This is a genomic window from Sphaerisporangium sp. NPDC088356, assembly GCF_040685555.1.
Lineage (GTDB): Bacteria > Actinomycetota > Actinomycetes > Streptosporangiales > Streptosporangiaceae > Sphaerisporangium.
This window is the reverse complement of sequence record NZ_JBFBIK010000126.1, coordinates 1-20,978: the sequence shown is the minus strand read 5'-3', so window position 1 is coordinate 20,978 and position 20,978 is coordinate 1. Positions and strand designations below refer to the sequence as shown.

Sequence of the window (20,978 nt, the reverse complement as noted above, 5' to 3'; positions counted from 1 at the left end):
CGCGGGAGCCCTTACGGAGGGGGTCTAGCCGTTGTCGGGGGATCCGCCGCGCGGCCGCAGGGACGGACGGCCGGGCGTGTCGCCGTACGCGCCGGGCCCTCGGCCGCCGGGCGTCTCGTCGTCGACCACCTGCCCGGTGACGACCCGGGAACCGCCCCGCTGCGGCTCGTCGCCTGACCCGCCCTGCGGGAACACCATGCCGAAGGGCGACCCCGCGGCCATGACGCGCACGCGGCGGCCGAGGAACCAGCTGAGCCAGCGCCTCGCGATCGGGCGGGTGAACGGCAGGATGAGGAAGAACCCCGCGATGTCGCTGAGGAAGCCGGGGGTCACCAGCAGGGTGCCGCCCGCCACCACCAGGGCGCCGTCGGCGAGCTCGCGGTCGGGCATCCGGCCGGAGTTGAGGGCCTCGCGCAGCGCCCGCCAGGCGCGCCGGCCCTCCAGCCGCACGAGCCAGGCCCCGAGCAGGCTGTCGAGAATGAGCAGGCCGACGGTCTGCCAGCCACCGATCACCTGGCCGATCTGGATGAGCACCCAGATCTCCAGCACCGGCACGACCAGGAACGCTATGAACAGCAGCACACGCAGCATGGCTTCACCATCACCTCGCGATGTACAACGCCCGGACCCGGCCCGGTGGTTCCCCGCCGTGGGCACGCCCTCAATCCTGGCTCGCCAGAGCCCCTGGCAGGCACGATCTGGGCCGGTGCCCGGAGTCTACGTCCGGGATCGCTCACTGCTCGTCGACGGGCCGGTGACCTGGGCTTCGCCGCGCCGTCCCAGGGTCGGAGGCGGTGAGGCTTCCGAGTATCGCCAGCAGCCCGGCGCTCCGGCTTCCCGGCTCGGCGTGGAACACGGCCAAAAGAATTCCATCGGTGCCTCCGACGGCCAGCGTGTTCACACCATCGGCGGGTGACCAGGTGATCAGGCCAGGACGGAGCCGCCGTCGAGCGTGAGGATCGACCCGGTGGCGGGGACGCGGCCGCCCTTGTGCGCCTAGGCGAGAAGATCGCGGGGATGCTCGTCCGGCTCGGCGTTCGCCGGAGTCCCCGGCACCCGAACCACCGATCGGACCCTCCACTCCGGAACCGTGAGGTCGGGCCGCTTGTGGCCGGAAGTATGGTTGGTGGGTCGCCCAGCCCCAAGGATGCCGTCGTATGTCAACGCCGCTCGAACCGTCCCCGCCGCGGCTGGTTCGAGTGCTGCTGGTGGAAGACCATGACATGGTGGCGGAGGCGATCGGGCTGGCACTCGCCCAGACCTCCGCGATCGAGGTGGTGGCGAGGGCGGGGTCGATCGCCTCCGCGGTGGCCGACGCCAGCCGTCTCCAGCCCGACGTGCTGCTGCTCGACCGGCGATTGCCCGACGGCGACGGGATCTCGGCCATCGGCCGGTTGATGGCCGTGGCACGAGGGGCCCGCGTGCTGGTGCTGACCGGCGAGGCGACCGCGTCGGTCGCCACCCGGGTGGCAGAGGCCGGAGGGGCCGGCCTGGTGCTCAAGTCCGGCCGTTTACAGGACCTCGAATCGGCCGTTCACGAGGTCGCCGCCGGAGGAATGGTCTTCCCGCCCAGCCTGCTGTCCGGCGTCCTCGACCGGCTGACCGGCCGGACCGGGCTCTCGGGCACGAGGCTGACGGCGCGGGAGCGCGAGACGCTGCTGCTGCTCGGCGAGGGCGCCGGCACCGAAGAGATCAGCGAGCGCCTGGGCGTTGCCCGCAACACGGCCCGCAACCACATTCAGCGCGTGCTGGAGAAGCTCGGGGCCCGGTCGAAGCTGGAAGCGGTGGCGATCGCGCACCGCGAGGGCATGCTCGACTGATGCGTTCGCACTAGTCGGCGTGGCGTGATTGCGTCTCGTGATCAGGCGGCCGCATGGCGGATATTGTGAGGATGGGTAATGGGCCATCGACGTACGAGGTTGAACGCCTGCTCGCGCGGGATCTGAGCAGCATCACCGAGGCCCGTGAAGTGGTCGGCCGCGCTCTGATGGCCTGCGGCTACCGTGGCGAGCATGATCAGGTCGTCCTGGTGGTCAGCGAGCTCGTGACGAACGCGCTGATACACGGCGCGGGCACTCCTGTGCTGCGCCTGAGCTGCGATGAGTCGCGGGTACGCCTTGAGGTCTCCGACACCAACGCCGAGATGCCACGGCCGCGCGAGCCCGACGCCGAAGGCGGCTGGGGACTCCACGTCATCGAGGAACTCACCACCGGCTGGGGCGCCTCTCCCCGGGTAGACGGGAAGGTGGTTTGGTGCGAGCTGGCGGCACCCCCCGCTCCCGCCGCCGTTCCCGATCAAGTGGCGAACTGACCCGCCCCCGCACCAGTGGTGGCACTGGTACAGTTGTGGCACTAGTATCAGGCACCGGCACATTCGTGCAATGCTGCAATATGCCCGATGCTGGCCAGCAACCCCCTCTTCACCGGCAGGTCCCTCCCCCCGGCCGCCCGGAGACGGACCTTGAGCTGCTGGTGCAGAGCGTCATCGACTACGCGATCTTCATGCTGGATCCCAGTGGGCGGATCATCAGCTGGAACGCCGGGGCGCAGCGGATCAAGGGATACGCGGCCGAGGAGATCATCGGTAAGCACTTCTCGGTGTTCTACCCGCCAGAGGACATCGCCGCGGGCAAGCCCGACTGGGAGCTGGAGGTCGCCGTCGCCGAGGGACGCCTGGAGGACGAGGGCTGGCGCCTGCGCCAGGACGGCACCCGCTTCTGGGCCAACGTCGTGATCACCGCCCTGTTCGACAACACCGGCCGGCTGCGCGGATTCGGCAACGTCACCCGCGACATGACCGAACGGCGCAAGGCCGAGCAGGCGTTGCGCGAGAGCGAGGAGCGGTTCCGGTTCCTGATTCAGAACGTCATCGACTACGCGATCTTCATGCTGGATCCCAGTGGGCGGATCATCAGCTGGAACGCCGGGGCGCAGCGGATCAAGGGATACGCGGCCGAGGAGATCATCGGTAAGCACTTCTCGGTGTTCTACCCGCCAGAGGACATCGCCGCGGGCAAGCCCGACTGGGAGCTGGAGGTCGCCGTCGCCGAGGGACGCCTGGAGGACGAGGGCTGGCGCCTGCGCCAGGACGGCACCCGCTTCTGGGCCAACGTCGTGATCACCGCCCTGTTCGACAACACCGGCCGGCTGCGTGGATTCGGCAAGGTCACCCGCGACATGACCGAACGGCGCAGCGCCGAGCGCGCCCTGGACGAGCGGGGCAGGCTGCTGAACCACCTCATCCACGCCCAGGAAGCGGAGCGGCGGCGCATCGCCTGGGACGTGCACGACGACACGATCCAGTCCATGGTGGCCGTGGGGATGCGCATACAGCTGATGGCCGGCCGGCTGCCCGATGAGCACGCCGCGGCGATCTCCCGCCTCAACGACGCGGTGACCGCCACAATCGGGAGGCTGCGCCACCTGACCTTCCGGATGCACCCGCCGGAGATCGACCGCGTCGGGTTGTCCGTGGCGCTGTCCGATTACCTGGCACAGGTCGCGTCCGAAGCCGGTCTCATGTGGGAACTGCGGCACGATCTCGACCGCGAGCCCCCGCCCGAGTCCGCGATCACCATCTTCCGGATCTGCCAGGAGGCTCTGACCAACGTCCGCAAGCACGCCCAGGCCACCTCGGTGACGGTGTCGCTGTCGTCGGCCGACCACGGCGTGCTGGTCCGTGTCATCGACGACGGAACCGGTGCCGGCCCGTCGTACGACGGGCCGGCACGGCCCGAACACTTCGGTCTGATCGAGATGCGTGAGCGGGCCGAGCTGGCAGGCGGCTGGTGGAACATCGAGGGACGGTCCGGCGGAGGCACCATCGTGCAGTTCTGGCTGCCCACGCCGCCGGCCGGCGGGCCCGCTGAAAGGTACCGCCCGAAGTGAACGGTTCTTCCGAGAGGCTGACGGTGCTCATCGGCGATGACGAGCCGATGATCCGGGATGTCGTCCGCGAGGTCCTCGAGGCGGAGCCGGACTTCGACGTGGTCGCGGTCGCCGGCGACGCCGAGGAGGCCATCCGGCTAGCGGAAAGGCACAGACCGGCCGTCGCCATCCTCGACGTGCGGATGCCGTGCGGTGGTGGGCTCCACGCCGCCCGCGAGATCCGGCGGCGCTCACCCCGAACCCGCATCGTGGCCTTCTCCGCCTACGGTGATCCGGCGGTGGTGGAGGATATGCGGTGCGTGGGGGTGACCGAGTACCTGGTCAAAGGAGTCCCGAACGCCGATCTCGTGGCCGCGGTGCGGCGGCTGGCGACCGCCGGCTGAAGCGGGGCGGGCGCACCGCGACACCCGCACGGACCTGCCACGACCCCGGGCCGGTCCCGCGTTCACCGCCCCCCGTGCTCAGTGGCCCGGTGACTTCTCCATGCTCACCAGCTCGGCGACCTGATCGACGCGGACGAGCCGGAGCCGTCTGATCTGCGACGGCGTCGCGACGATCGTCAGGCCGTGCGACCCCTCGGCGGCCACCCGCCCCAGCTGGGCCATCCCGCGGCCGTCCAGGAACGACATGCCGGTGATGTCGATGCGCCACCCGTCCTCATCGGGCAGCGAAGCGGTCAGCGCCGCCCACGCACCGCAGTTGGATCGGTCCGTCTCGCCGGAGAACGCCACGCCCCGGCCGCCGGCCGCGGGCTGATGCCGTAACCGGGCTCCGCGCGGCGTGCACGGATGCGCCTGGATGGCACGTGTGATCTCAGCCTCCGGGAGCAACCGGGTGTCGTACTGGCAGATCATCGTCAGCCGTCCCGAGCCGAACAGAGTGTTCAGCTCCGCCTCGAACGCGATCAGACCCTCCGCGTCGACACCGCCGGGCACCGCCCAGCTCATGTCGACGCTGACCCACACTCCCGAGAACCCGTCGGCCACCGACCGCCCCGCGATCTCCTCGTACATCGCCCGGATCCGTCGCGGAGAGAATCGGCCATCGGGCATGAGCGATCGCCGGGCATCCTGGACCCGTACCCGCCACTCGCCCGGCGTCCGGCACGAATCCACACCGGACCGCTCCAGCAGCCGCTCCAGCGAGCCCTCGCGGCCCGGAGCCGAGAACACCAGCACTCGCGCGCCCTCGCGCAGTCCCCGTTCGGCGAAGGCGAGCGTGCCGGCGTCGAACTCGTCGTCGTCGCCGAAAACAAGACCGAGATGATCCCCCGCTTCGATATACAGCGATCTCACCACCTTCACCCCGCCGACGACAGTCAGATGATACGACCGATCGGGGTGTCGGCATTCAGTGCCACCGGATCGTTACCCCGGTGTCCTGGCCCGCAGGGCGCGGACGAACCACTCGAGCGCCGGTGCGAGGCTCTCGGGGGCCGGCCAGCCGTTGATCACGGCCAGCAGCCGGAGGTACCGCTCCCTGCGAGGATCGCCGGCCACCTCCAGCCGGGCCAGCAGCCGGCGCCGCAGGCCGGCGTCGTCGGGGAGGCCGTAGACGCGCGCGTACTGCGCGGTGACCGCCGCGACGACCGGATCGGCCTCCGGCGAGGCCGGGCCGACGCCGGCCACCGACGCCGGGCCGGCCTGGTCACGGACCATCGCGGCAGGGTCGCGTAGCGGGCGCGCGGTGCCGCCCTGGGCGCGGTCGGCCGCGTGGTGCTCGGCCATGCGCCGCACGCCGGCGCGGAAATCGGGGTCCTGGGACAGCTCCGCCAGCTGCACCCACGCCTCGACCTGCTCGGCCTCGGGGTCGTCGGGTAGTTCGGGGGTCATCGAGCGCATGATGCCCGCGAATTCGTGGTCGGCGTCCAGGCCGCCGAAGGCGGCGCCGAGGAATTCGCCGATCAGGCGCCGGCGGCCGTAGGGACAGGGGCTAGCGGCCCGCCCATTTGACCTCGTAGGGCCGCAGGGTGACCTGCTTGCCGTCCACCGTGGCGGTGAGCCGCGCGTTGGTGGTGTTGACCATCACCAGTCGCCGCGGCTGGGCCAGCACCCGGACCTTGGGATCGGAAGTGGCGACCTGCTGCAGCTCGGCACCGGCGGGGAACCACTTGACGAAGTCGCCCACCAGCCGGCCGGTCGGGAGCGCCGCACCGGTCCGCGGGTCCCACATGCAGCCCTGGCAGGTGCCCTGTTTGGTCTGCGGGTTCCAGTACAGCGCCGTGGCGGCCCCGCTCTTGGCGAACTCGATCATCGAGGCGGCCTGGACGGCGAGCCGCATGGACTCGGACCAGGTGGTGCCGTCCTCGGGGACGAAGTACCACTCCGACCACCAGACCGGCAGGTCACCGGTCTTCTGCCGCAGCCACTCGGTCACCGCGCTGAACTTGCCCAGCGCTCCGAACGCGTCGGGGAGCAACTGGTGCGCGTCGGTCAGCGAGGCGCCGTCGACCACGATGAAGTCGGCGCCCTTCTTGTTCTTGAACCAGTAGTCGAAGGCGTCCAGGGCGTTCTGATTGACGACTCCCCACGGGCCCCGCAGCTCGGACTCGCCGGTCTTGTTGCTGTCGAAGCCGATGTAGGGTCCGCCGACCTTGGCATCGGGCCGGACCGCCTTCACCGCGTCGTAGACCTTGTTGTAGAGGTCGGTGTAGCCCTTGATGTCCGCGGGCTTGGAGTGGTCCTTCCAGAAGCCCTTGAGCTCGTTCCAGACCATGAAGTACGTGACGTCGGGGTACTTGGTGGCGACGGCGGCCGACAGCTTGGCGAAGTCGTCGAAGTGCTCCGGGTAGGGGGCGTCCTCCAGGTGCTCGGTCCAGGCCGACTCCTCGGTCGGGCCCTCGGGGCCGCCCTTCATCCAGTCAGGGGCGCAGCAGAGCGTGATGATCTGCGTGCCGGCGGACTGCTTCATGAGGTTGGTGCGGCTGTCGAGGTCTTCCCAGAAGAACTCCTGGGGCCGGGGTTCGGGGTTGAGCGCCCCGAAGCCCATGATGTGCTGGTTCTGCAGCATCGGGGTCTCGGCCAGCGTCCGGGTCACATCCTGCTCGAACCGGTCGGTGACGTTGTTGGCGCTGATCCCCGTGTGCGTGAACCCCCAGCGAGGCCATGCGGGGTCCACCGCCGGCGGTTTCTGGCCCTTGACGCCGGGCGTTGACGGCGACGTGGCGGGATCGGCCCGGTCTGCGGGGCCGGCGGAGGAACAGCCCGCCACGATCAGCGCCATCGCGAGAACGCCCGCGGCCGACGCGATCACCCGTCCGGGGCGCCGCCATGTCGATCCCCCGCTGTGCGATGCCACCTGATCCTCACCTGATCCTCACCGTCCGCCTTGCTCAGAGCGTTCCACGGGCGGCTCAGGAGCGGCGGATCAAGAGCACGATTCACAGGCAAGCGTTATGGCCGACCCGTAAGGCCGTCGTCAGCGGCCCCTTCTGAGGCGGCGCGGCAGCCCGGCGAGCCCCCACACGGTGACCCGCCACATGGCCTCGGCGACCACGGCGCGGTTCATCTTGCTGGCCCCGGCCGTGCGATCGACGAACGTGATCGGCACCTCGACGACCCGAAGGCCGTTCTGGACGGTGCGGAGGGTCAGGTCGACCTGGAAGCAGTATCCCTGCGACTCCACCTCGTCCAGCCCCATCTTCTCCAGCGTCGAGGCGCGGTAGGCGCGGAAGCCCGCCGTGGTGTCGCGCACCGGCAGGCCCAGCATGAGCCGGGCGTAGGTGTTGGCGCCCCGCGACAGGAACTCCCGCCTGCCCGGCCAGTTGACCACCTTGCCGCCCGGCACCCAGCGTGACCCGATGACCAGGTCGGCGCCGTTGGACAGGGCGTCGAGCAGCAGGGGGAGCTCCTCGGGCTTGTGCTGGCCGTCGGCGTCCATCTCGACCAGCACGTCGTAGCCCTGGGCGAGGCCCCAGCCGAACCCGGCGATGTAGGCGGCGCCGAGCCCCTGCTTGCGCGGGCGGTGCAGCACGTGGACGTGGTCGTCGCCGGCGGCCAGCTCGTCGGCCACGGCCCCGGTGCCGTCGGGGCTGTTGTCGTCGGCGATCAGCAGATGGGCATCCGGTACCGCCGCCCGCAGCCGTCCCGCGATCATCGGCAGGTTCTCGCGCTCGTTGTAAGTGGGAACGATGACAAGTACCCGCCCGAGGATCCGCCCCATCACCCGTCCTCTTCATCGGTTCGGTCCTGTGGTGGCGCCGGGCGCCGCCGGAGAGCGGCGGCCAGGGCACCGGCCCCGACGAGGAGAAGGGCCCACTCAGGCAGGGCTCCGACTCGCGTCGCGAGGGTCTCACCCGTACGGATCGGGACGGTGACCACGGCCATGTCCGCGACCCGCTCGGCGGTCTGCCAGCGCACCTGGCCGCCGGGGTCGACGTAGGCCGAGATGCCCGTCGTGGCGGCGGTGATCACCGCGCGGTCGTGCTCCACGGCCCGCAGCTGCGACATGGCGAGCTGCTGGGGCGGAAGGTTGGTCAGGGCGTAGGTGGCGTTGTTGGTCTGCACCACGATCGGGGTGCCGCCGGCGCGCACCGTGCTCCGCACGATGTCGTCGAAGGCGACCTCGTAGCACTCGACTGCGCCCACCGTCACCGGGCCCATCCTCAGATCACCGTCACGGGTGCCGGCCAGCGACTGCAGGCCGACCAGGTTGATGCGTTTGATGAACTTCGCGAGAAGATCCTTGAAGGGGACGAACTCGCCGAACGGTACAAGCTTTCGTTTGTCATAGTAAGCGCCGGGACCGCGCACCGGATCCCAGACGATGCCCCGCGTGTACCGGTGCTGCCCGTCGGGTGACCGCACCACGGCTCCCACCAGCACCGGCACCCCGATGTCGCGCACGGCCGAGTCGATGACCCCATAGGCGAAGGAGTCGCGGTAAGGGTCGATGTCTGTGGAATTTTCAGGCCACACCACGATGTCGGGCCTTTGGACCTTCCCCGCCCGGACCGCCCGCGCCAGCTCGTGGGTCTTGTCGGCGTGGTTGCGCAGCACGACGGCGGGCTCGTCGCCGAGGAACCCCATGCCCTCGCCGGGCACGTCGCCCTGGACCACCCCGACCCGGAGGCTCCTCGCCCCCTCGGCGCCGGGCCTCGGCACGGCGTACCCGAGCAGGGGCACCGCCACGACCCCGGCCAGCAGGAGCGCGACCTCCCTGGTCCACCGCCGGGGCGCGAGCCGTACGGCCAAAAGGGCGAGCAGGGCCCCGCAGAGCACCACCGCGAAGGTGACCAGCGGCGCGCCGCCGAGCGCGGCGTACGGCGTGAACGCCGACCGCCCCTGGCTGAACGCGACGCGCACCCACGGGAAGCCGCCGACGGGGAACAGCCCCCGTGCCCACTCCTGGGCGACCCACAGGGCCGCCACCCACAGGGGCCAGGCGCGCAGGCGGGTCACCACGGCGACCCCGGCCGACATCGCGGCGAAGAACAGGCTCTCGACCGCCACCAGGATCACCCACGCGTCGTCGCCGATCGGCCGCACCCAGGCGAGCGCCGGGAACAGGAAGGCGGCGCCGCCGAGGTATCCGAGCCAGGCGGCCCGGCGGGCGCGTACGCCCCGGACCGCGAGCGTGAGCAGCGCGATGCCGGGCGGCGCGAGGAACCACAGTCCCGCCGGGGGGAAGGCCAGGAACAGCAGCACCCCGCCCACGAGGCAGGCGGCGAGCCGCCAGAGGGCGCGCGAACGCGGCAGCGCGCCGGAAACGGCCGGCGCCCGCTGGTCGTCCTGCACCGTTCGCTGGGCCACAGGGGCGGGGTCTTCTCTCACGGGTCCATCGGTAACCACCGAACGCTACCGCCCAGGAGACCCGGGTCCAATCGCCGGGCTGGCGCGGCGGTGAAAGATCACGCATGGTGATCCCTGGGCCTCCCCCTGCTTGCTCGGGAACCCAGGAACCACACTGCGGTTGCGGCACGGGACGGGAAGAGGGCCCGGACGACCCTTCGGACCGGATCCGTCCCGTCGGCGGCGAGCGCGGAATTCCGTTGTCTACTGGGTGTCCAGGCCCCTCCCGGGTCCAACCCCCCATCCGGCTGGGGTGCCCCGACTCGACGGAACGCCAGCGCTGCGCCTGGCTGAGCAGACGGAGTCGTGCTCCGTCATGACGCAGAATCCGACGATGTCTGAAGACGGCCAACCGGTAGTCCCGTGCTGGACTGTCCAGCAAACTACCGACCTCAGCTCAGATGTCAACCGTGTCCCGATCAGCGGAAACACCAAGTTTTCGCAGCTAGGACAGGAGACGTGAGTGCCGTCAATGCCGTCATGTGGACCGATGTCCGCACTCGGGAAGGCGTATTTATGGCACTCGCTCCACTCGCGCGGCGTGATCAGGCCCCCGCCGGTCACATGGTCGCGCACCTGGACAGCACGGCGGGCAGCTCGCCGGTGTGGACGACGCCAAGCCTGCGGGTGGCACGGGTCAGGGCGACGTAAAGATCGCTGGGCCCGCGTGGCGACTCGGCCAGGATCTCTCCCGGTTCCACGACGACGACTCCGTCGAACTCCAGGCCTTTGGCGTCCGCGACGGTCAGCACGGCCACCGGGGCCTCCAGCGCGTCGGCTCCCGGCCCGGCCACCGCGCCAGGGACCGACGAGGTCACGGCCTCGCCCAGCTCCGCCGCGCGGGTCGCGGGGACGATCACCACGAGCCGCCCGCCCTCGACGATCTCGCCGCTCACGATCGCCCCCAGATCGCCCGTGCCGTCGATGCGGCGCGCCCAGGGTCGCACGCCGGTCTCGCGGACCGACTCCGGGGCCGTGAGGCCCGGGCCGACCAGCTTCAGCACGTCGGCGGCGACGGCCATCAGCTCGACCGGGGTGCGGTAGTTGACGGTGAGGGTCTCCTCGCGCCAGCGTCCGTCCGCGTAGGAGTCCAGGACCTGGCCCCAGGAGGCGGTGCCTGCGACCGACCCGGTCTGGGCGATGTCCCCGACGATGGTCATCGAGCGGTTCGGGCTGTGGCGCATCAGCATCCGCCACGCCATGGCCGACAGCTCCTGCGCCTCGTCCACGATGATGTGCCCGTAGGCCCAGGTGCGGTCGGCGGCGGCGCGCTCGGCGGTGGTCAGGTGGATGTCGTCGCCCCGGTGCCTGGCGGCGAACCGCTCGGCGTCCATGATGTCCGACATGCCGGTCAGCTCGAGGACCTCGCGGGCGTAGGTCAGCTCGGAGTCGCGCTCGGCCTCCTCGGCGCGCCGCGCGGCGGCGAGCTCCTCCTCTGCCTGCATCGCGGCGGCGCGGAGCACCCCGGCGTCGATGTCGCCGAGCAGTTCGGCGGCCTCGTCCAGCAGCGGCACGTCGGCCTCGGTCCAAAGGTCGCCGCCGCCGCGCGGGACCTCGCGGAACAGCGCGTCCTGCTCGGCGGTGGTGAGCCCGGCGTACGCCATCCGCTCGCGGGAGCCGAACAGGCCGATGAGGAGCCGCTGGGGGGTCAGGTAGGGCCACAGCCGGTTGAGGGCCGCCTTCACGGCGGGCTCGGTGCGCAGGTCCTCGCGCAGGTCGGCGAAGTCGCCCTCGTCCAGCATGCCCCGGCCGAGCGCCTTGGCGGCCTGCTTGGCGAGCGCGTTCAGGATGTGGCGGACGAAGACGGCCCTGGCCTGGTTGTGCGGGCGGCGGCTGCGCGCCGCCCGGTTCCTGGCCGCGTCGCAGGTGCGCTGGTCGAGCCGGAGGGTGTACCTGCCGAGGTCGATGTCGATCGGCCGCCTGGGCACCCGCTGCCGGTCCTGCACGGCCCGGGCCACGACGTCGGCCATCCGGATGGAGCCCTTGATCGCGGCGGCCTCCGCGGACTCGCGCGCCGTCGCGGTGACCCCCGGGTACAGCTCGGCGACCGTGGACAGCAGGACGTCGGTCTCGCCCAGGGACGGCAGCACCTGCTCGATGTAGCGCAGGAAGGTGAGGTTCGGGCCGACGATCAGCACGCCCCGGCGCGCCAGCCGCTCGCGGTGGGTGTAGAGCAGGTAGGCGGCGCGGTGCAGCGCCACGACGGTCTTCCCGGTGCCGGGGCCTCCCTGGACCACCAGGATGCCGTTGAGGTCGCTGCGGATCACGCGGTCCTGCTCGGCCTGGATGGTGGCGACGATGTCGCGCATGCGCCCGGTGCGCTTCTCGCCCAGGGCGGCCAGCAGGGCGGCCTCACCGTTGAGCGTGGCGCGGTCGGCCTCGGTCAGCCGGTCGAGGTCGAGCAGGTCGTCGTCGACGCCGATGACGCGCCGCCCCCTGGTCTGCAGGTGGCGCCTGCGGGTCACCCCCATCGGGACGGAGGGCGTGGCGCGGTAGAACGGCTGGGCCACCGGGGCGCGCCAGTCGATGAGCAGCCGTGCCTGGTCGTCGTCCGACAGGCCCAGGCGGCCGATATAGAGGGGGTTTTCCCCCGTCAGGTCGAGGCGCCCGAAACACAGGCCGTTCTCCACGGCCCACAGCCGCGCGAGGCGCTCCGAATACATCCCGGCGAACGAGTCGCGCTCCGACCGGTTCTGGTGGGTGCCGCCACCGCCCTGGGCGAGCACACCGTCAAGCTGCTTCTGGGTGCGCGCGCGCAGCAGGTCGAGCCGCTCGTACAGTCCGGTGACGTATTCCTGCTCCTTGGCGAGCTCGATTTGACGGGTAGCCCCTGCTTCATTATTATTGGTAGTAATGTGAAACTCCGGGCCTTTGTGCTCTTTATGTTTAATTTGACGACAAGGCCCCAGAATAGCAGATCGACCACCGGACATTCCGTCCACTCCGCCGCCCTCCGAGGCGGCTTTCTCATTTCCAGGGCCAGGCCGCGCCGGGCGGGATCACGGCACGTCAGCCCGCCCTCGCCGCGCTACCAACCTGGTCACAGGTTGGTAGCGGCTATTGACCCTGCTCGGGGCCGTGCCTGTACTTTCCTAACAAGTTAGGAAGCTTTCCTAACTCCTGCCGGAACGGTCCCGTGCATAGGGTGCGCCGGCGGCTGGAACGAGGAGCTTTAGGGTGAACACGCAGCCGGGAACGCCGAGTCTGTTGCGGGCGATCAATGATCGCGCCGCGCTCCAGGTTCTGCTGGAACGCGGGCCGCTCACCCGCCCCGAGCTCGGAACGCTCACGGGCCTTTCCAAGCCCACCGCCTCCCAGCTGCTCTCGCGGCTGCACGACGCCGGCCTGGTCGTGCTGGACGGCATCCGGGAGGGCCTGCCCGGCCGGACGGCGGAACTGTACCGGATCAACCCGGCCGCGGCGTTCGTCGTCGCGCTCGACGTGACCCCGGCGCGGATCGCGGCCTCGGTGGCCGACATCACCGGCGCCGTGATGGCGGAGTACCGCCTCCCGACCCCCGGCAGGAGCGCCGGGGACGTGGTCGAAAGGGTGCGCAACGCCGTCAACGGCGCCTGCCTCCAGGCTGGTGTCGACCCCGCCGCGCTGCACCGGATCGTGATCGGCATCCAGGGAGCCGTCAACCCCGCCACGGCCAGGCTCGGCTACGCCGCCCACATCCCCGGCTGGCACATCCCCGACCTCGTGGGCACGCTGCGCGACGGGCTCGGCGTGCCGGTCGACGTGGAGAACGACGTGAACCTCGTCGCCCTGACCGAGCAGGCCCACGGCGTCGCGCGCGGCCACGACGACTTCGTGCTGCTCTGGGCGGACGAGGGCATAGGAGCCGCGCTGGTGCTCGGCGGCAGGCTCCACCGGGGCGCGACCGGCGGCGCCGGCGAGGTCGGCTACATGCCCACCGTCGGCGCGCCGACGTCCAGGGAGACCGGCAAGCGGGGCGACCACGGCTTCCAGGCCCTCGCCGGCGGCCCGGCCGTCCTGAAGCTCATGCGCTCCCACGGCCTGCGCGGCCAGGACCCGGCGCAGGCCATACGCAACGCCGTGCGGGACGCCGCGCTGGGCGGCGTACGGGGCGAGCGCGCCGGGCGAGCGCTGCGGGAGATCGCGGCGCGCCTCGCCATGGGCCTCGCGCCGATCACCGCCGTGGTCGACCCCGAGCTGGTCGTGCTGACCGGCGGCATGCTGCTCGCCGGAGGTGACGTGCTGTCCGAGCTCGTCGAGCAGGAGCTGCACGCGCTGACCTTCCCGCGCCCGCCTGTGCGGATGTCCACCGTCGAGAGCAATCCGGTGCTGACCGGCGCTCTCGGCCTCGCCCTCGCCACGGCCCGTGACGAGATCTTCAGCTCGACCGTCCCCTCGTAGCCCGACCCTCCTGATCATCCACCACCCCATGGGAGGCATCCCCGTGAAATCACCTCTGCTGCTCGTCGCGGCGGCGGGTCTCGCCGTGTTCGCGTCGGCCGCCTGCACGGCGGGCACCGAGAGCGCGCCGAAGCCCCCTGCTGCGGGAAGCACGCCGGACAGAAAGCCCGTCACGATCACCATGTGGCACGGCTTCAGCGCCGACAACGAGCTCAAGGCGTTCGACGACGCCCTTGCCGGGTTCAAGCGGACGTACCCGTGGATCACGGTGAAGACCACCAAGGCGATCCAGGACGACCAGATCATCCAGTCGGCTCGCGGCGGCAACCCTCCGGACGTGGCGATGTCGTTCACCACCGACAGCGTGGCGACGTTCTGCAGGACCGGGATCTTCCAGGACCTCAAGCCGTACCTGACCGCGAGCAAGATCGACGAGGCGATCTTCCCCAAGGTGATCGCGGAGTACACCCAGTACGAGGGCAAGCGCTGCGTGATGCCCATGCTCGCCGACACCTACGGCCTGTACTACAACAAGAAGCTCATGAAGGGCGCCGAGCCGCCCAAGACGCTCTCCGAGCTGACGGCCCTGGCCAAGAAGCTCACCGTGCGGGACGCGCAGGGGAACATCAAGGTCGCGGGCTTCGTGCCGAGCAGCCAGATGTACGAGAACGCCCCGATCCATACCGGCACGATGGTCGGCGCGAAGTGGACCAACCCGGACGGCACCTCGGCGATCGGCTCCGACCCGGCGTGGAAGCAGCTCATGACCTGGCAGAAGGACCTGGTCGACTGGTTCGGGTACGACAAGCTGGAGAAGTTCCGCAAGAGCCTCGGCGACGAGTGGTCGGCGGACAACCCGTTCAACAAGGGCAAGGTCGCCATGGCGATCGACGGCGAGTGGCGCAACGCCATGATCGCGGCCGACGCCAAGGACCTCGACTACGGCACCGCCCCGCTCCCCGTCGCCGACGACAAGCCCCAGCTGTACGGGGGCGGCTTCATCGCGGGCACGGTCATCGGCATCCCCCGCGGCGCCAAGAACCCCGAGGCCGCCTGGGACCTGGTGAAGTACCTGACCACCGACACCGACGCCGTGGTGAGCCTGTCCAACGCGCTTCGCAACGTGCCGAGCACGCTGCCCGCCCTGCAGTCGCCGAAGCTGGAGAAGGACGCCAACTTCCAGACCTTCCTCGACATCTTCGCCAGCCCCAACAGCAGCACGCTGCCCGCGCACATCAACTCGGTGTTCAACCAGCAGACCCTGCAGGAGGCGCAGATCAAGTGGGAGTCCGGCCGGGCGCCCGATCTCGGCGCGGTGCTGACCGAGGCGGACAAGAAGATCAACGACAAGCTCAAGCTGACCTCGGGCAACTGATCACATGGCGACGACGACGCTCGGGCGCCGGGGGAACGCGGTGCCGGCCAGGCGCGAGGGCCGGTACCGAGGGGGCCTCATGGCGCTGCTCTACCTGTCCCCCTGGCTGGTCGGGTTCACGGTCTTCTTCGCGTACCCGCTGGTCGCGACCGTCTACTTCTCCTTCCAGCGCTACGACCTGTTCACCCTGGAACCGGTCGGCTTCCTGAACTACAAGTACTTCTGGCAGGACGAGGCGGCCTGGACCTCCATCAGGAACACGCTGTGGCTCGTCGTGGTGATGGTGCCGCTGCGGGTGCTGTTCGGCCTCGGCGTGGCGCAACTGGTGACCAAGCTGAAGGCCGGCGCCGGGTTCTTCCGGACGATCTTCTACCTCCCGTCGCTGGTGCCGCTGGTCGCCGGGACGCTGGGGTTCGTGTACCTGCTCAACCCGGGCACCGGGCCGGTGCCGACGATCCTGAACGCGATCGGCATCCCCTCCCCCGACTGGTTCGGCGACCCCGCGTGGTCCAAGCCGGGGCTCACGCTGCTGGCGCTGTGGTCGGTGGGCGACCTCATGGTCATCTTCCTGGCGGCGCTGCTGGACGTGCCCAAGCAGCTCTACGAGGCCGCGGCGCTTGACGGGGCGGGCGGGTGGCAGCAGTTCTTCCACGTCACCCTGCCGGTGATCAGGCCGGTGCTGATGTTCGCCACGATCACCGGGGTGATCCAGACACTTCAGTACTTCACCCAGGCCATGGTGGCCGCCCGGGTGGCGTCGGGGTCCACCGACTCCGCCGGCTCGGTCTTCACCCCCGGCTACCCCGACCAGTCGACCCTGACCTTCCCCGAATGGCTCTTCCAGGAGGGCTTCCGTGATTTCGCCATGGGTTACGCCTGCGTTCTGGCGCTGATCCTCTTCGCGGTGTCGATGGTGTTCACGATCTTCCTGCTGCGCCAGTTCCGGGGCCTCGGCGAGGAGGAAGCATGACCCTGACCCTCACGCCGTCTCCAACGGCGCGCAAGGCCGGCGCCCGCAGGCCGCGCAACCACCGCAGGCGCGCCACACTGCAGTGGATCGCCACCCACGCGCTCGCCCTCGCGCTCGCGCTCATGTTCCTCGGCCCGCTGGTCTTCATCGGCCTGACCGCCGTCATGACCGACCACCAGGCCCTCACCTCGCAGCTGTGGCCCGCCGACTGGGAGTGGGGCAACTTCAGCGACATCTTCGTGAAGGCGCCGCTGCTCACCTGGATCGTCAACACGCTGATGTACTCGGTCCTCGCCACCGTGTTCATGCTGGTCTCGTCGATCCCGGTGGCGTACGCGCTGGCGCGGTTCCGCTTCCGGGGGCGCAAGCTGGCGCTCCTGCTGGTGATCACCACCATGATGCTGCCGCCCCAGGTCGTGGCCGTGCCGATCTACCTCATCTGGGCGCGGTTCCACCTCACGGGCACGCTGTGGCCGCTGATCCTGCCCATGCTCCTCGGCGACGCGTTCTCCATCTTCCTGCTCCGGCAGTTCCTGGTGACGATCCCGAGGGAGTACTCCGACGCCGCGCGGGTGGACGGCTGCGGGGAGTTCCGCACGCTGGTGCGGGTCATCCTGCCGATGGCGCGGCCCGCGATCGCCGCGGTGGCGCTCTTCCAGTTCTTCTACTGCTGGAACGACTACTACGGTCCCCTGCTGTACGCGGGGACCGACACCTCCCACTGGACCCTGTCGCTCGGCCTGGCATCCTTCAGAGCCGTGCACCGCGTGCAGTGGAACCTGACCATGGCGGCCACCCTGCTCGCCATGGCACCGGTGATCGTCGTTTTCTTCTTCGCCCAGAAGGCATTCATCGAAGGCGTAAAGCTGACGGGAGTCAAGTGATGAAACTGGCCGTTGTCGGGGGCGGCTCCACCTACACGCCGGAGCTGATCGACGGGTTCGCCCGCCTGCGCGACGAGCTGCCGCTGTCGGAGATCGTGCTCATCGATCCCGACGAGCGGCGCCTGTCCCTGGTGTCGGCGATGGCGTCGCGGATGCTCGTGCGGGCCGGTCATCCGGCCAAGGTGAGCACGGCCACGACCATCGAGGACGGGGTCGCCGGAGCGCGGGCCGTACTGCTCCAGCTGCGGGTCGGCGGGCAGGCGGCGCGCGACGTCGACGAGACGCTGCCGCTGGACTGCGGGTGCGTCGGGCAGGAGACGACCGGGGCGGGGGGCCTCGCCAAGGCGCTGCGCACCGTGCCGATCGTGCTCGACATCGCCGAGCGGGTCGCCAAGGCGGCCCCGGACGCCTGGATCGTCGACTTCACCAACCCCGTGGGCATCGTCACGCGGGCGCTGCTCCAGGCGGGGCACCGGGCCATCGGCCTGTGCAACGTGGCCATCGGCTTCCAGCGGCGCTTCGCCGCGAACCTCGGGGTCACCCCCGACCGCATCTCGCTCGGCCACTTCGGGCTCAACCACCTGACGTGGGAGCGGGCCGTCTACCTGGACGGCGCCGACGTCCTGCCCCGGCTGCTGGCCGACCACGGCGAGGAGATCGCCGGCGACATCGGCGTGCCCGCGCCGCTGATCCGCAGGCTCGGCGTCGTGCCGTCGTACTACCTGCGCTACTTCTACGAGCACGACGCCGTGGTGGGCGAGCAGAGGTCCAAGCCGTCGCGGGCGGCCGAGGTCGCGGCCATGGAGGAGTCGCTGCTCGCGATGTACGCCGACCCGGCCATGGACACCAAGCCCGAGCTGCTGGAGAAGCGGGGCGGCGCCTTCTACTCGGAGTCCGCCGTCGCGCTGATCGCCTCCCTGGTCAACGACCGGGGAGACACCCAGGTCGTCAACCTGCGCAACGACGGGACACTGCCGTTCCTCGCCGACGACGCGGTGATCGAGGTCCCCGCGCGGGTCGGGTCCTCCGGAGCCGTGGCACTGCCCGTGGACCCGGTCGAGCCGCTGTACGCCGGGCTCATCGCGCACGTCACCGCCTACGAGGCGCTCGCCCTGGAAGCGGCGCTGCACGGCGGCGTGGACCGCGTCACCGACGCCCTGCTCGCCCACCCGCTGATCGGCCAGGCGTCCTTGTCGGCGGATCTGGCCGAGCGGCTGGTCGCGGCCAACCGCTCGTTCCTGCCCTGGGCCCGCGAAGGGGCGGTGCGGGCGTGAGGACGGTGCTCGCCGTCGACGGCGGGAACAGCAAGACCGACGTCGCCCTGGTGGGCGAGGACGGGACCGTCCTCGCCCGGGGCCGGGGCGGGGGGTTCGTCCCGCAGAGCGCCGGCGTGCCCGCCGCGATCGACGTGATCGGCGAGGCCGCGCGGCTCGCGCTCGGCGCGGGCGCGCCTCCCCCGTACGCCGACCACGTCGCCGCGTACGTCGCCGGGGCGGACCTCCCGGTCGAGGAGGAGCTGCTCCGCAAGGAGATCCTCCGCCGGGGGTACGGCCGCGAAGTCGTGGTGGGCAACGACACGTTCGCGCTGCTGCGCGCGGGCGCGTCGGAGCCGTGGGGCGTGGCCGTGGTCTGCGGCGCGGGGATCAACGCGGTGGGGGTCTCCCCCACCGGCGAGGTTGCCAGGTACCCGGCTCTGGGCAAGATCAGCGGCGACTGGGGCGGCGGCCTCGGGCTGGGCGAGGAGGTGCTCTGGCACGCCGTGCGCGCCGAGGACGGCCGGGGCCCCGCCACGCTCCTGCTTGAGGGGGTCTGCCGCTTCTTCGGCGGCCGGCGAGCCGAGGAGGTCGTCCTCGGGCTGCATTTCGGCGACCTGGCGGTGGACCGGCTCCACGGCCTGGTGCCGGCCCTGTTCACGGCGGCGGCCGAGGGGGACGCCGTCGCGAGGGCGCTGGTGGAACGCCAGGCCGACGAGGTGGCCGTCATGGGAGTGGTCGCGCTGCGCCGCCTCGGCCTGCTGGCGGAGCCCTGCGAGGTCGTGCTGGGCGGCGGCGTGCTGACCGCCCGGGACCCGCTGCTGATGGACCTGGTCGAGCGGAGGTACGCCGCGCAGGCCCCCCGGGCCACGCTGGTGGTCGCCGACGTGCCGCCCATCGTCGGCGCCGCGCTGCTCGGCCTGGACCGTCTCGGCGCCGGACGGGCCGCGATGGAGCGCCTCAGGGCGGCCTTCACCGGGGCCGTCTCCACACTGGCCTGAGGCCGCGCGCCCGGCCCCGCACCGGACTGAGGCCGCGACCCGGCTCCGCACCGGCCCGGGGCCGCGCGGCCGGCTCCGCCGGGGGCCGGCTCGCTAGGAGGTGCCGGCCGTGAGGTCGGGCGTGCGGTGCTCGTAGGGGGTGCTCAGCACGATGGTGGTGCGGGTGGAGACGTTGGCCGAGGCCCTGATCTGCTGGAGCAGGTGCTCCAGCGCGATCGGCGACCTCACCCGCACCTTGAGGATGTAGCTCTCGTCGCCCGCGACACTGTGACAGGCCTCGATGGCGGTCAGGTGCTCCAGCTTCTCGGGGGCGTCGTCGGGGGCTGAGGGGTCGATGGGCTTGATCGACACGAACGCGGTGAGCGGCAGGCCGATCGCGTCGTGGTCGACCAGGGCGGCGTAGCTCCTGATGACGCCGCGCTTCTCCAGCCTGCGCACCCGCTGGTGCACGGCCGACACCGACAGGCCGGTCTCCTTGGCGAGGTCGGTGAAGCTCATGCGCCCGTCCGCGGCCAGCAGCGTCACGATTTGGCGATCGATCTCCTCCACTCCGTAAACGGTAGTGCCCCCTGAGCCCGTTTCGCCGTCCAAGTGGTCACGGCATGGTCCCAACCGGAGCGGCACCGTCCGCCAGGCCCGTCCCTGAGCGGGCGCGCCGCCCGCCCGCGCGGGAAGCGCTCGCGCCTGGAGCACGGTGAGCAACGCGAACAGCGCCGCCGCCACGACCGAGACGGCGCGGAAGTCCAGGCCCGCGAGGGCGAGCCCGGCCAGCGGGCCGAGCAGCAGGCCGGCCTGCCCGGCGATGTTGAACAGCCCGAACGCCTCCACCCTGCGGTCGCCCGCCTCCTGCGCCAGGTACGCCCGCACGCCGGGGTCGAACAGCGCCCCGGCGAACCCGGTCAGCACGGAGGCGGCAAGCAGGGTCGGAATGGCGCAGGCCACCCCGAGCAGCGCGAAGCCCGCCGTGCGCAGCGCGCAGCCGGCCACGATGGCCCGCTTGCAGCCGAGCCGGTCGGCGAGGTGCCCTCCGGCCAGGCACATCCCCCGCTGGCTGATGTTGCGCACGCTGAGCACCAGGCCCACCACCCACGCCGCGTACCCGAGCCCCTGGGTGAGGTGGCTCGCCAGGTACGGCATCAGCAGGTTGAAGCCGAGCTTGACGGTGAACTGGTTGAGCAGAAGCAGCCGGACCCGCCCGTTGAAGCCGGCCGGCCGTCGCCAGGCAGTGGTCAACGGACGCCTCTCCCATCACTCTTAGTAGTCAGAAGCTACAGAGAGATAGGTGAACGGCCGTACAGACGGCGGTTAGCGCCGCGCTGACCTCCGGATCAAGCCCGCCCCCCTCGATCGGGGATCGGTCACAGGCAGAACCGATATGCTCGCCGTCCTCGTTCACCGCTTGCACCGGGCCGCCGGGCCCGGACGGCGGGCCCGGACG

At 70.9% G+C, this 20,978-nt stretch carries 18 protein-coding genes and 1 pseudogene; 10 read left to right on the top strand and 9 right to left on the bottom strand.

Annotation, left to right across the window (positions count from 1 at the left end; all coding sequences use genetic code 11):
- Positions 1-24: 24 nt before the first annotated feature.
- Entirely contained in the window at positions 25-591 is a 567-nt protein-coding gene (locus tag AB0O34_RS31090) for an FxsA family protein (protein ID WP_363921500.1), read from the bottom strand.
- Between the two features lie 566 nt (positions 592-1,157).
- Here AB0O34_RS31090 and AB0O34_RS31085 point away from each other — a divergent pair.
- From AB0O34_RS31085 to AB0O34_RS31070, 4 genes are all read left to right on the top strand, one after another.
- Positions 1,158-1,820 (top strand): response regulator transcription factor, encoded by a 663-nt coding sequence (locus tag AB0O34_RS31085; protein WP_363921498.1) that lies wholly within the window; start codon positions 1,158-1,160, stop codon positions 1,818-1,820.
- A gap of 71 nt (positions 1,821-1,891) precedes the next feature.
- On the top strand, positions 1,892-2,311 hold the full coding sequence (locus AB0O34_RS31080; RefSeq protein ID WP_363921496.1) for an ATP-binding protein: 420 nt from the start codon (positions 1,892-1,894) through the stop codon (positions 2,309-2,311).
- Positions 2,312-2,391: 80 nt separating this feature from the next.
- Positions 2,392-3,888 (top strand): PAS domain S-box protein, encoded by a 1,497-nt coding sequence (locus AB0O34_RS31075; RefSeq protein ID WP_363921494.1) that lies wholly within the window; start codon positions 2,392-2,394, stop codon positions 3,886-3,888.
- Positions 3,885-4,271 (top strand): response regulator transcription factor, encoded by a 387-nt coding sequence (locus tag AB0O34_RS31070; RefSeq protein WP_363921492.1) that lies wholly within the window; start codon positions 3,885-3,887, stop codon positions 4,269-4,271. The genes AB0O34_RS31075 and AB0O34_RS31070 overlap by 4 nt, the downstream gene beginning before the upstream one ends.
- 78 nt (positions 4,272-4,349) lie before the next feature.
- On the opposite strand, the gene AB0O34_RS31065 is transcribed toward AB0O34_RS31070, so the two are convergent.
- The 6 genes from AB0O34_RS31065 to AB0O34_RS31040 all read right to left on the bottom strand — a co-directional run bounded on the left by AB0O34_RS31065 (position 4,350) and on the right by AB0O34_RS31040 (position 12,403).
- A complete protein-coding gene (locus AB0O34_RS31065) occupies positions 4,350-5,183 on the bottom strand; it encodes an MEDS domain-containing protein (protein WP_363921490.1) in 834 nt (277 codons plus the stop codon).
- A 72-nt stretch (positions 5,184-5,255) separates the two neighbouring features.
- Entirely contained in the window at positions 5,256-5,729 is a 474-nt protein-coding gene (locus AB0O34_RS31060; RefSeq protein WP_363921488.1) for a hypothetical protein, read from the bottom strand.
- 91 nt (positions 5,730-5,820) lie between these two features.
- Complete coding sequence (locus tag AB0O34_RS31055; protein ID WP_363921486.1) at positions 5,821-7,185, bottom strand: xylan 1,4-beta-xylosidase; 1,365 nt, start codon at positions 7,183-7,185, stop codon at positions 5,821-5,823.
- A gap of 120 nt (positions 7,186-7,305) precedes the next feature.
- On the bottom strand, positions 7,306-8,049 hold the full coding sequence (locus AB0O34_RS31050) for a polyprenol monophosphomannose synthase (protein ID WP_363921485.1): 744 nt from the start codon (positions 8,047-8,049) through the stop codon (positions 7,306-7,308).
- Positions 8,049-9,638, bottom strand: coding sequence for an apolipoprotein N-acyltransferase (lnt, locus tag AB0O34_RS31045; RefSeq protein ID WP_363921483.1), 1,590 nt, complete (start codon positions 9,636-9,638; stop codon positions 8,049-8,051). The genes AB0O34_RS31050 and lnt overlap by 1 nt, the downstream gene beginning before the upstream one ends.
- 599 nt (positions 9,639-10,237) lie before the next feature.
- Positions 10,238-12,403 carry an ATP-binding domain-containing protein gene (locus AB0O34_RS31040; RefSeq protein WP_363921481.1) on the bottom strand — a complete coding sequence of 722 codons (2,166 nt, stop codon included), beginning with the start codon at positions 12,401-12,403 and terminating at the stop codon, positions 10,238-10,240.
- Positions 12,404-12,854: 451 nt separating this feature from the next.
- Here AB0O34_RS31040 and AB0O34_RS31035 point away from each other — a divergent pair, with 451 nt between their 5' ends.
- From AB0O34_RS31035 to AB0O34_RS31010, 6 genes are read left to right on the top strand one after another with little or no spacing between them, the layout of a single operon-like run.
- Entirely contained in the window at positions 12,855-14,057 is a 1,203-nt protein-coding gene (locus AB0O34_RS31035; RefSeq protein WP_363921479.1) for an ROK family transcriptional regulator, read from the top strand.
- 43 nt (positions 14,058-14,100) lie between these two features.
- Positions 14,101-15,432: an ABC transporter substrate-binding protein gene (locus tag AB0O34_RS31030; RefSeq protein ID WP_363921477.1), complete on the top strand. Its 1,332-nt coding sequence runs from the start codon at positions 14,101-14,103 to the stop codon at positions 15,430-15,432.
- Between the two features lie 4 nt (positions 15,433-15,436).
- On the top strand, positions 15,437-16,402 hold the full coding sequence (locus AB0O34_RS31025; RefSeq protein WP_363921475.1) for a sugar ABC transporter permease: 966 nt from the start codon (positions 15,437-15,439) through the stop codon (positions 16,400-16,402).
- The gene (locus tag AB0O34_RS31020; RefSeq protein WP_363921473.1) at positions 16,399-17,286 is read left to right on the top strand and encodes a carbohydrate ABC transporter permease; all 888 of its coding nucleotides are present in this window, start codon (positions 16,399-16,401) and stop codon (positions 17,284-17,286) included. The genes AB0O34_RS31025 and AB0O34_RS31020 overlap by 4 nt, the downstream gene beginning before the upstream one ends.
- The gene (locus AB0O34_RS31015; RefSeq protein ID WP_363921471.1) at positions 17,286-18,560 is read left to right on the top strand and encodes a 6-phospho-beta-glucosidase; all 1,275 of its coding nucleotides are present in this window, start codon (positions 17,286-17,288) and stop codon (positions 18,558-18,560) included. Before AB0O34_RS31020 ends, AB0O34_RS31015 begins: the two co-directional genes overlap by 1 nt.
- The gene (locus tag AB0O34_RS31010; RefSeq protein ID WP_363921469.1) at positions 18,557-19,540 is read left to right on the top strand and encodes a BadF/BadG/BcrA/BcrD ATPase family protein; all 984 of its coding nucleotides are present in this window, start codon (positions 18,557-18,559) and stop codon (positions 19,538-19,540) included. Before AB0O34_RS31015 ends, AB0O34_RS31010 begins: the two co-directional genes overlap by 4 nt.
- A 93-nt stretch (positions 19,541-19,633) precedes the next feature.
- Here the strand turns inward: AB0O34_RS31010 and AB0O34_RS31005 are convergent, their stop codons facing one another.
- Together AB0O34_RS31005 and AB0O34_RS31000 are read right to left on the bottom strand one after the other, a co-directional pair.
- On the bottom strand, positions 19,634-20,089 hold the full coding sequence (locus tag AB0O34_RS31005; RefSeq protein WP_363921502.1) for an Lrp/AsnC family transcriptional regulator: 456 nt from the start codon (positions 20,087-20,089) through the stop codon (positions 19,634-19,636).
- A gap of 96 nt (positions 20,090-20,185) precedes the next feature.
- Positions 20,186-20,773 (bottom strand): annotated as a pseudogene (locus AB0O34_RS31000) (MFS transporter); the annotation flags it as partial.
- Positions 20,774-20,978: the final 205 nt, after the last annotated feature.

Excerpts from the sequence above, each read along its gene's own strand:
- AB0O34_RS31090 (WP_363921500.1), bottom strand. The coding sequence starts at position 591 with ATGCTGCGTGTGCTGCTGTTCATAGCGTTCCTGGTCGTGCCGGTGCTG.
- AB0O34_RS31085 (WP_363921498.1), top strand. The coding sequence starts at position 1,158 with ATGTCAACGCCGCTCGAACCGTCCCCGCCGCGGCTGGTTCGAGTGCTG.
- AB0O34_RS31080 (WP_363921496.1), top strand. The coding sequence starts at position 1,892 with ATGGGTAATGGGCCATCGACGTACGAGGTTGAACGCCTGCTCGCGCGG.
- AB0O34_RS31075 (WP_363921494.1), top strand. The coding sequence starts at position 2,392 with ATGCCCGATGCTGGCCAGCAACCCCCTCTTCACCGGCAGGTCCCTCCC.
- AB0O34_RS31060 (WP_363921488.1), bottom strand. The coding sequence starts at position 5,729 with ATGCGCTCGATGACCCCCGAACTACCCGACGACCCCGAGGCCGAGCAG.
- AB0O34_RS31050 (WP_363921485.1), bottom strand. The coding sequence starts at position 8,049 with ATGGGGCGGATCCTCGGGCGGGTACTTGTCATCGTTCCCACTTACAAC.
- AB0O34_RS31025 (WP_363921475.1), top strand. The coding sequence starts at position 15,437 with ATGGCGACGACGACGCTCGGGCGCCGGGGGAACGCGGTGCCGGCCAGG.
- AB0O34_RS31020 (WP_363921473.1), top strand. The coding sequence starts at position 16,399 with ATGACCCTGACCCTCACGCCGTCTCCAACGGCGCGCAAGGCCGGCGCC.
- AB0O34_RS31015 (WP_363921471.1), top strand. The coding sequence starts at position 17,286 with ATGAAACTGGCCGTTGTCGGGGGCGGCTCCACCTACACGCCGGAGCTG.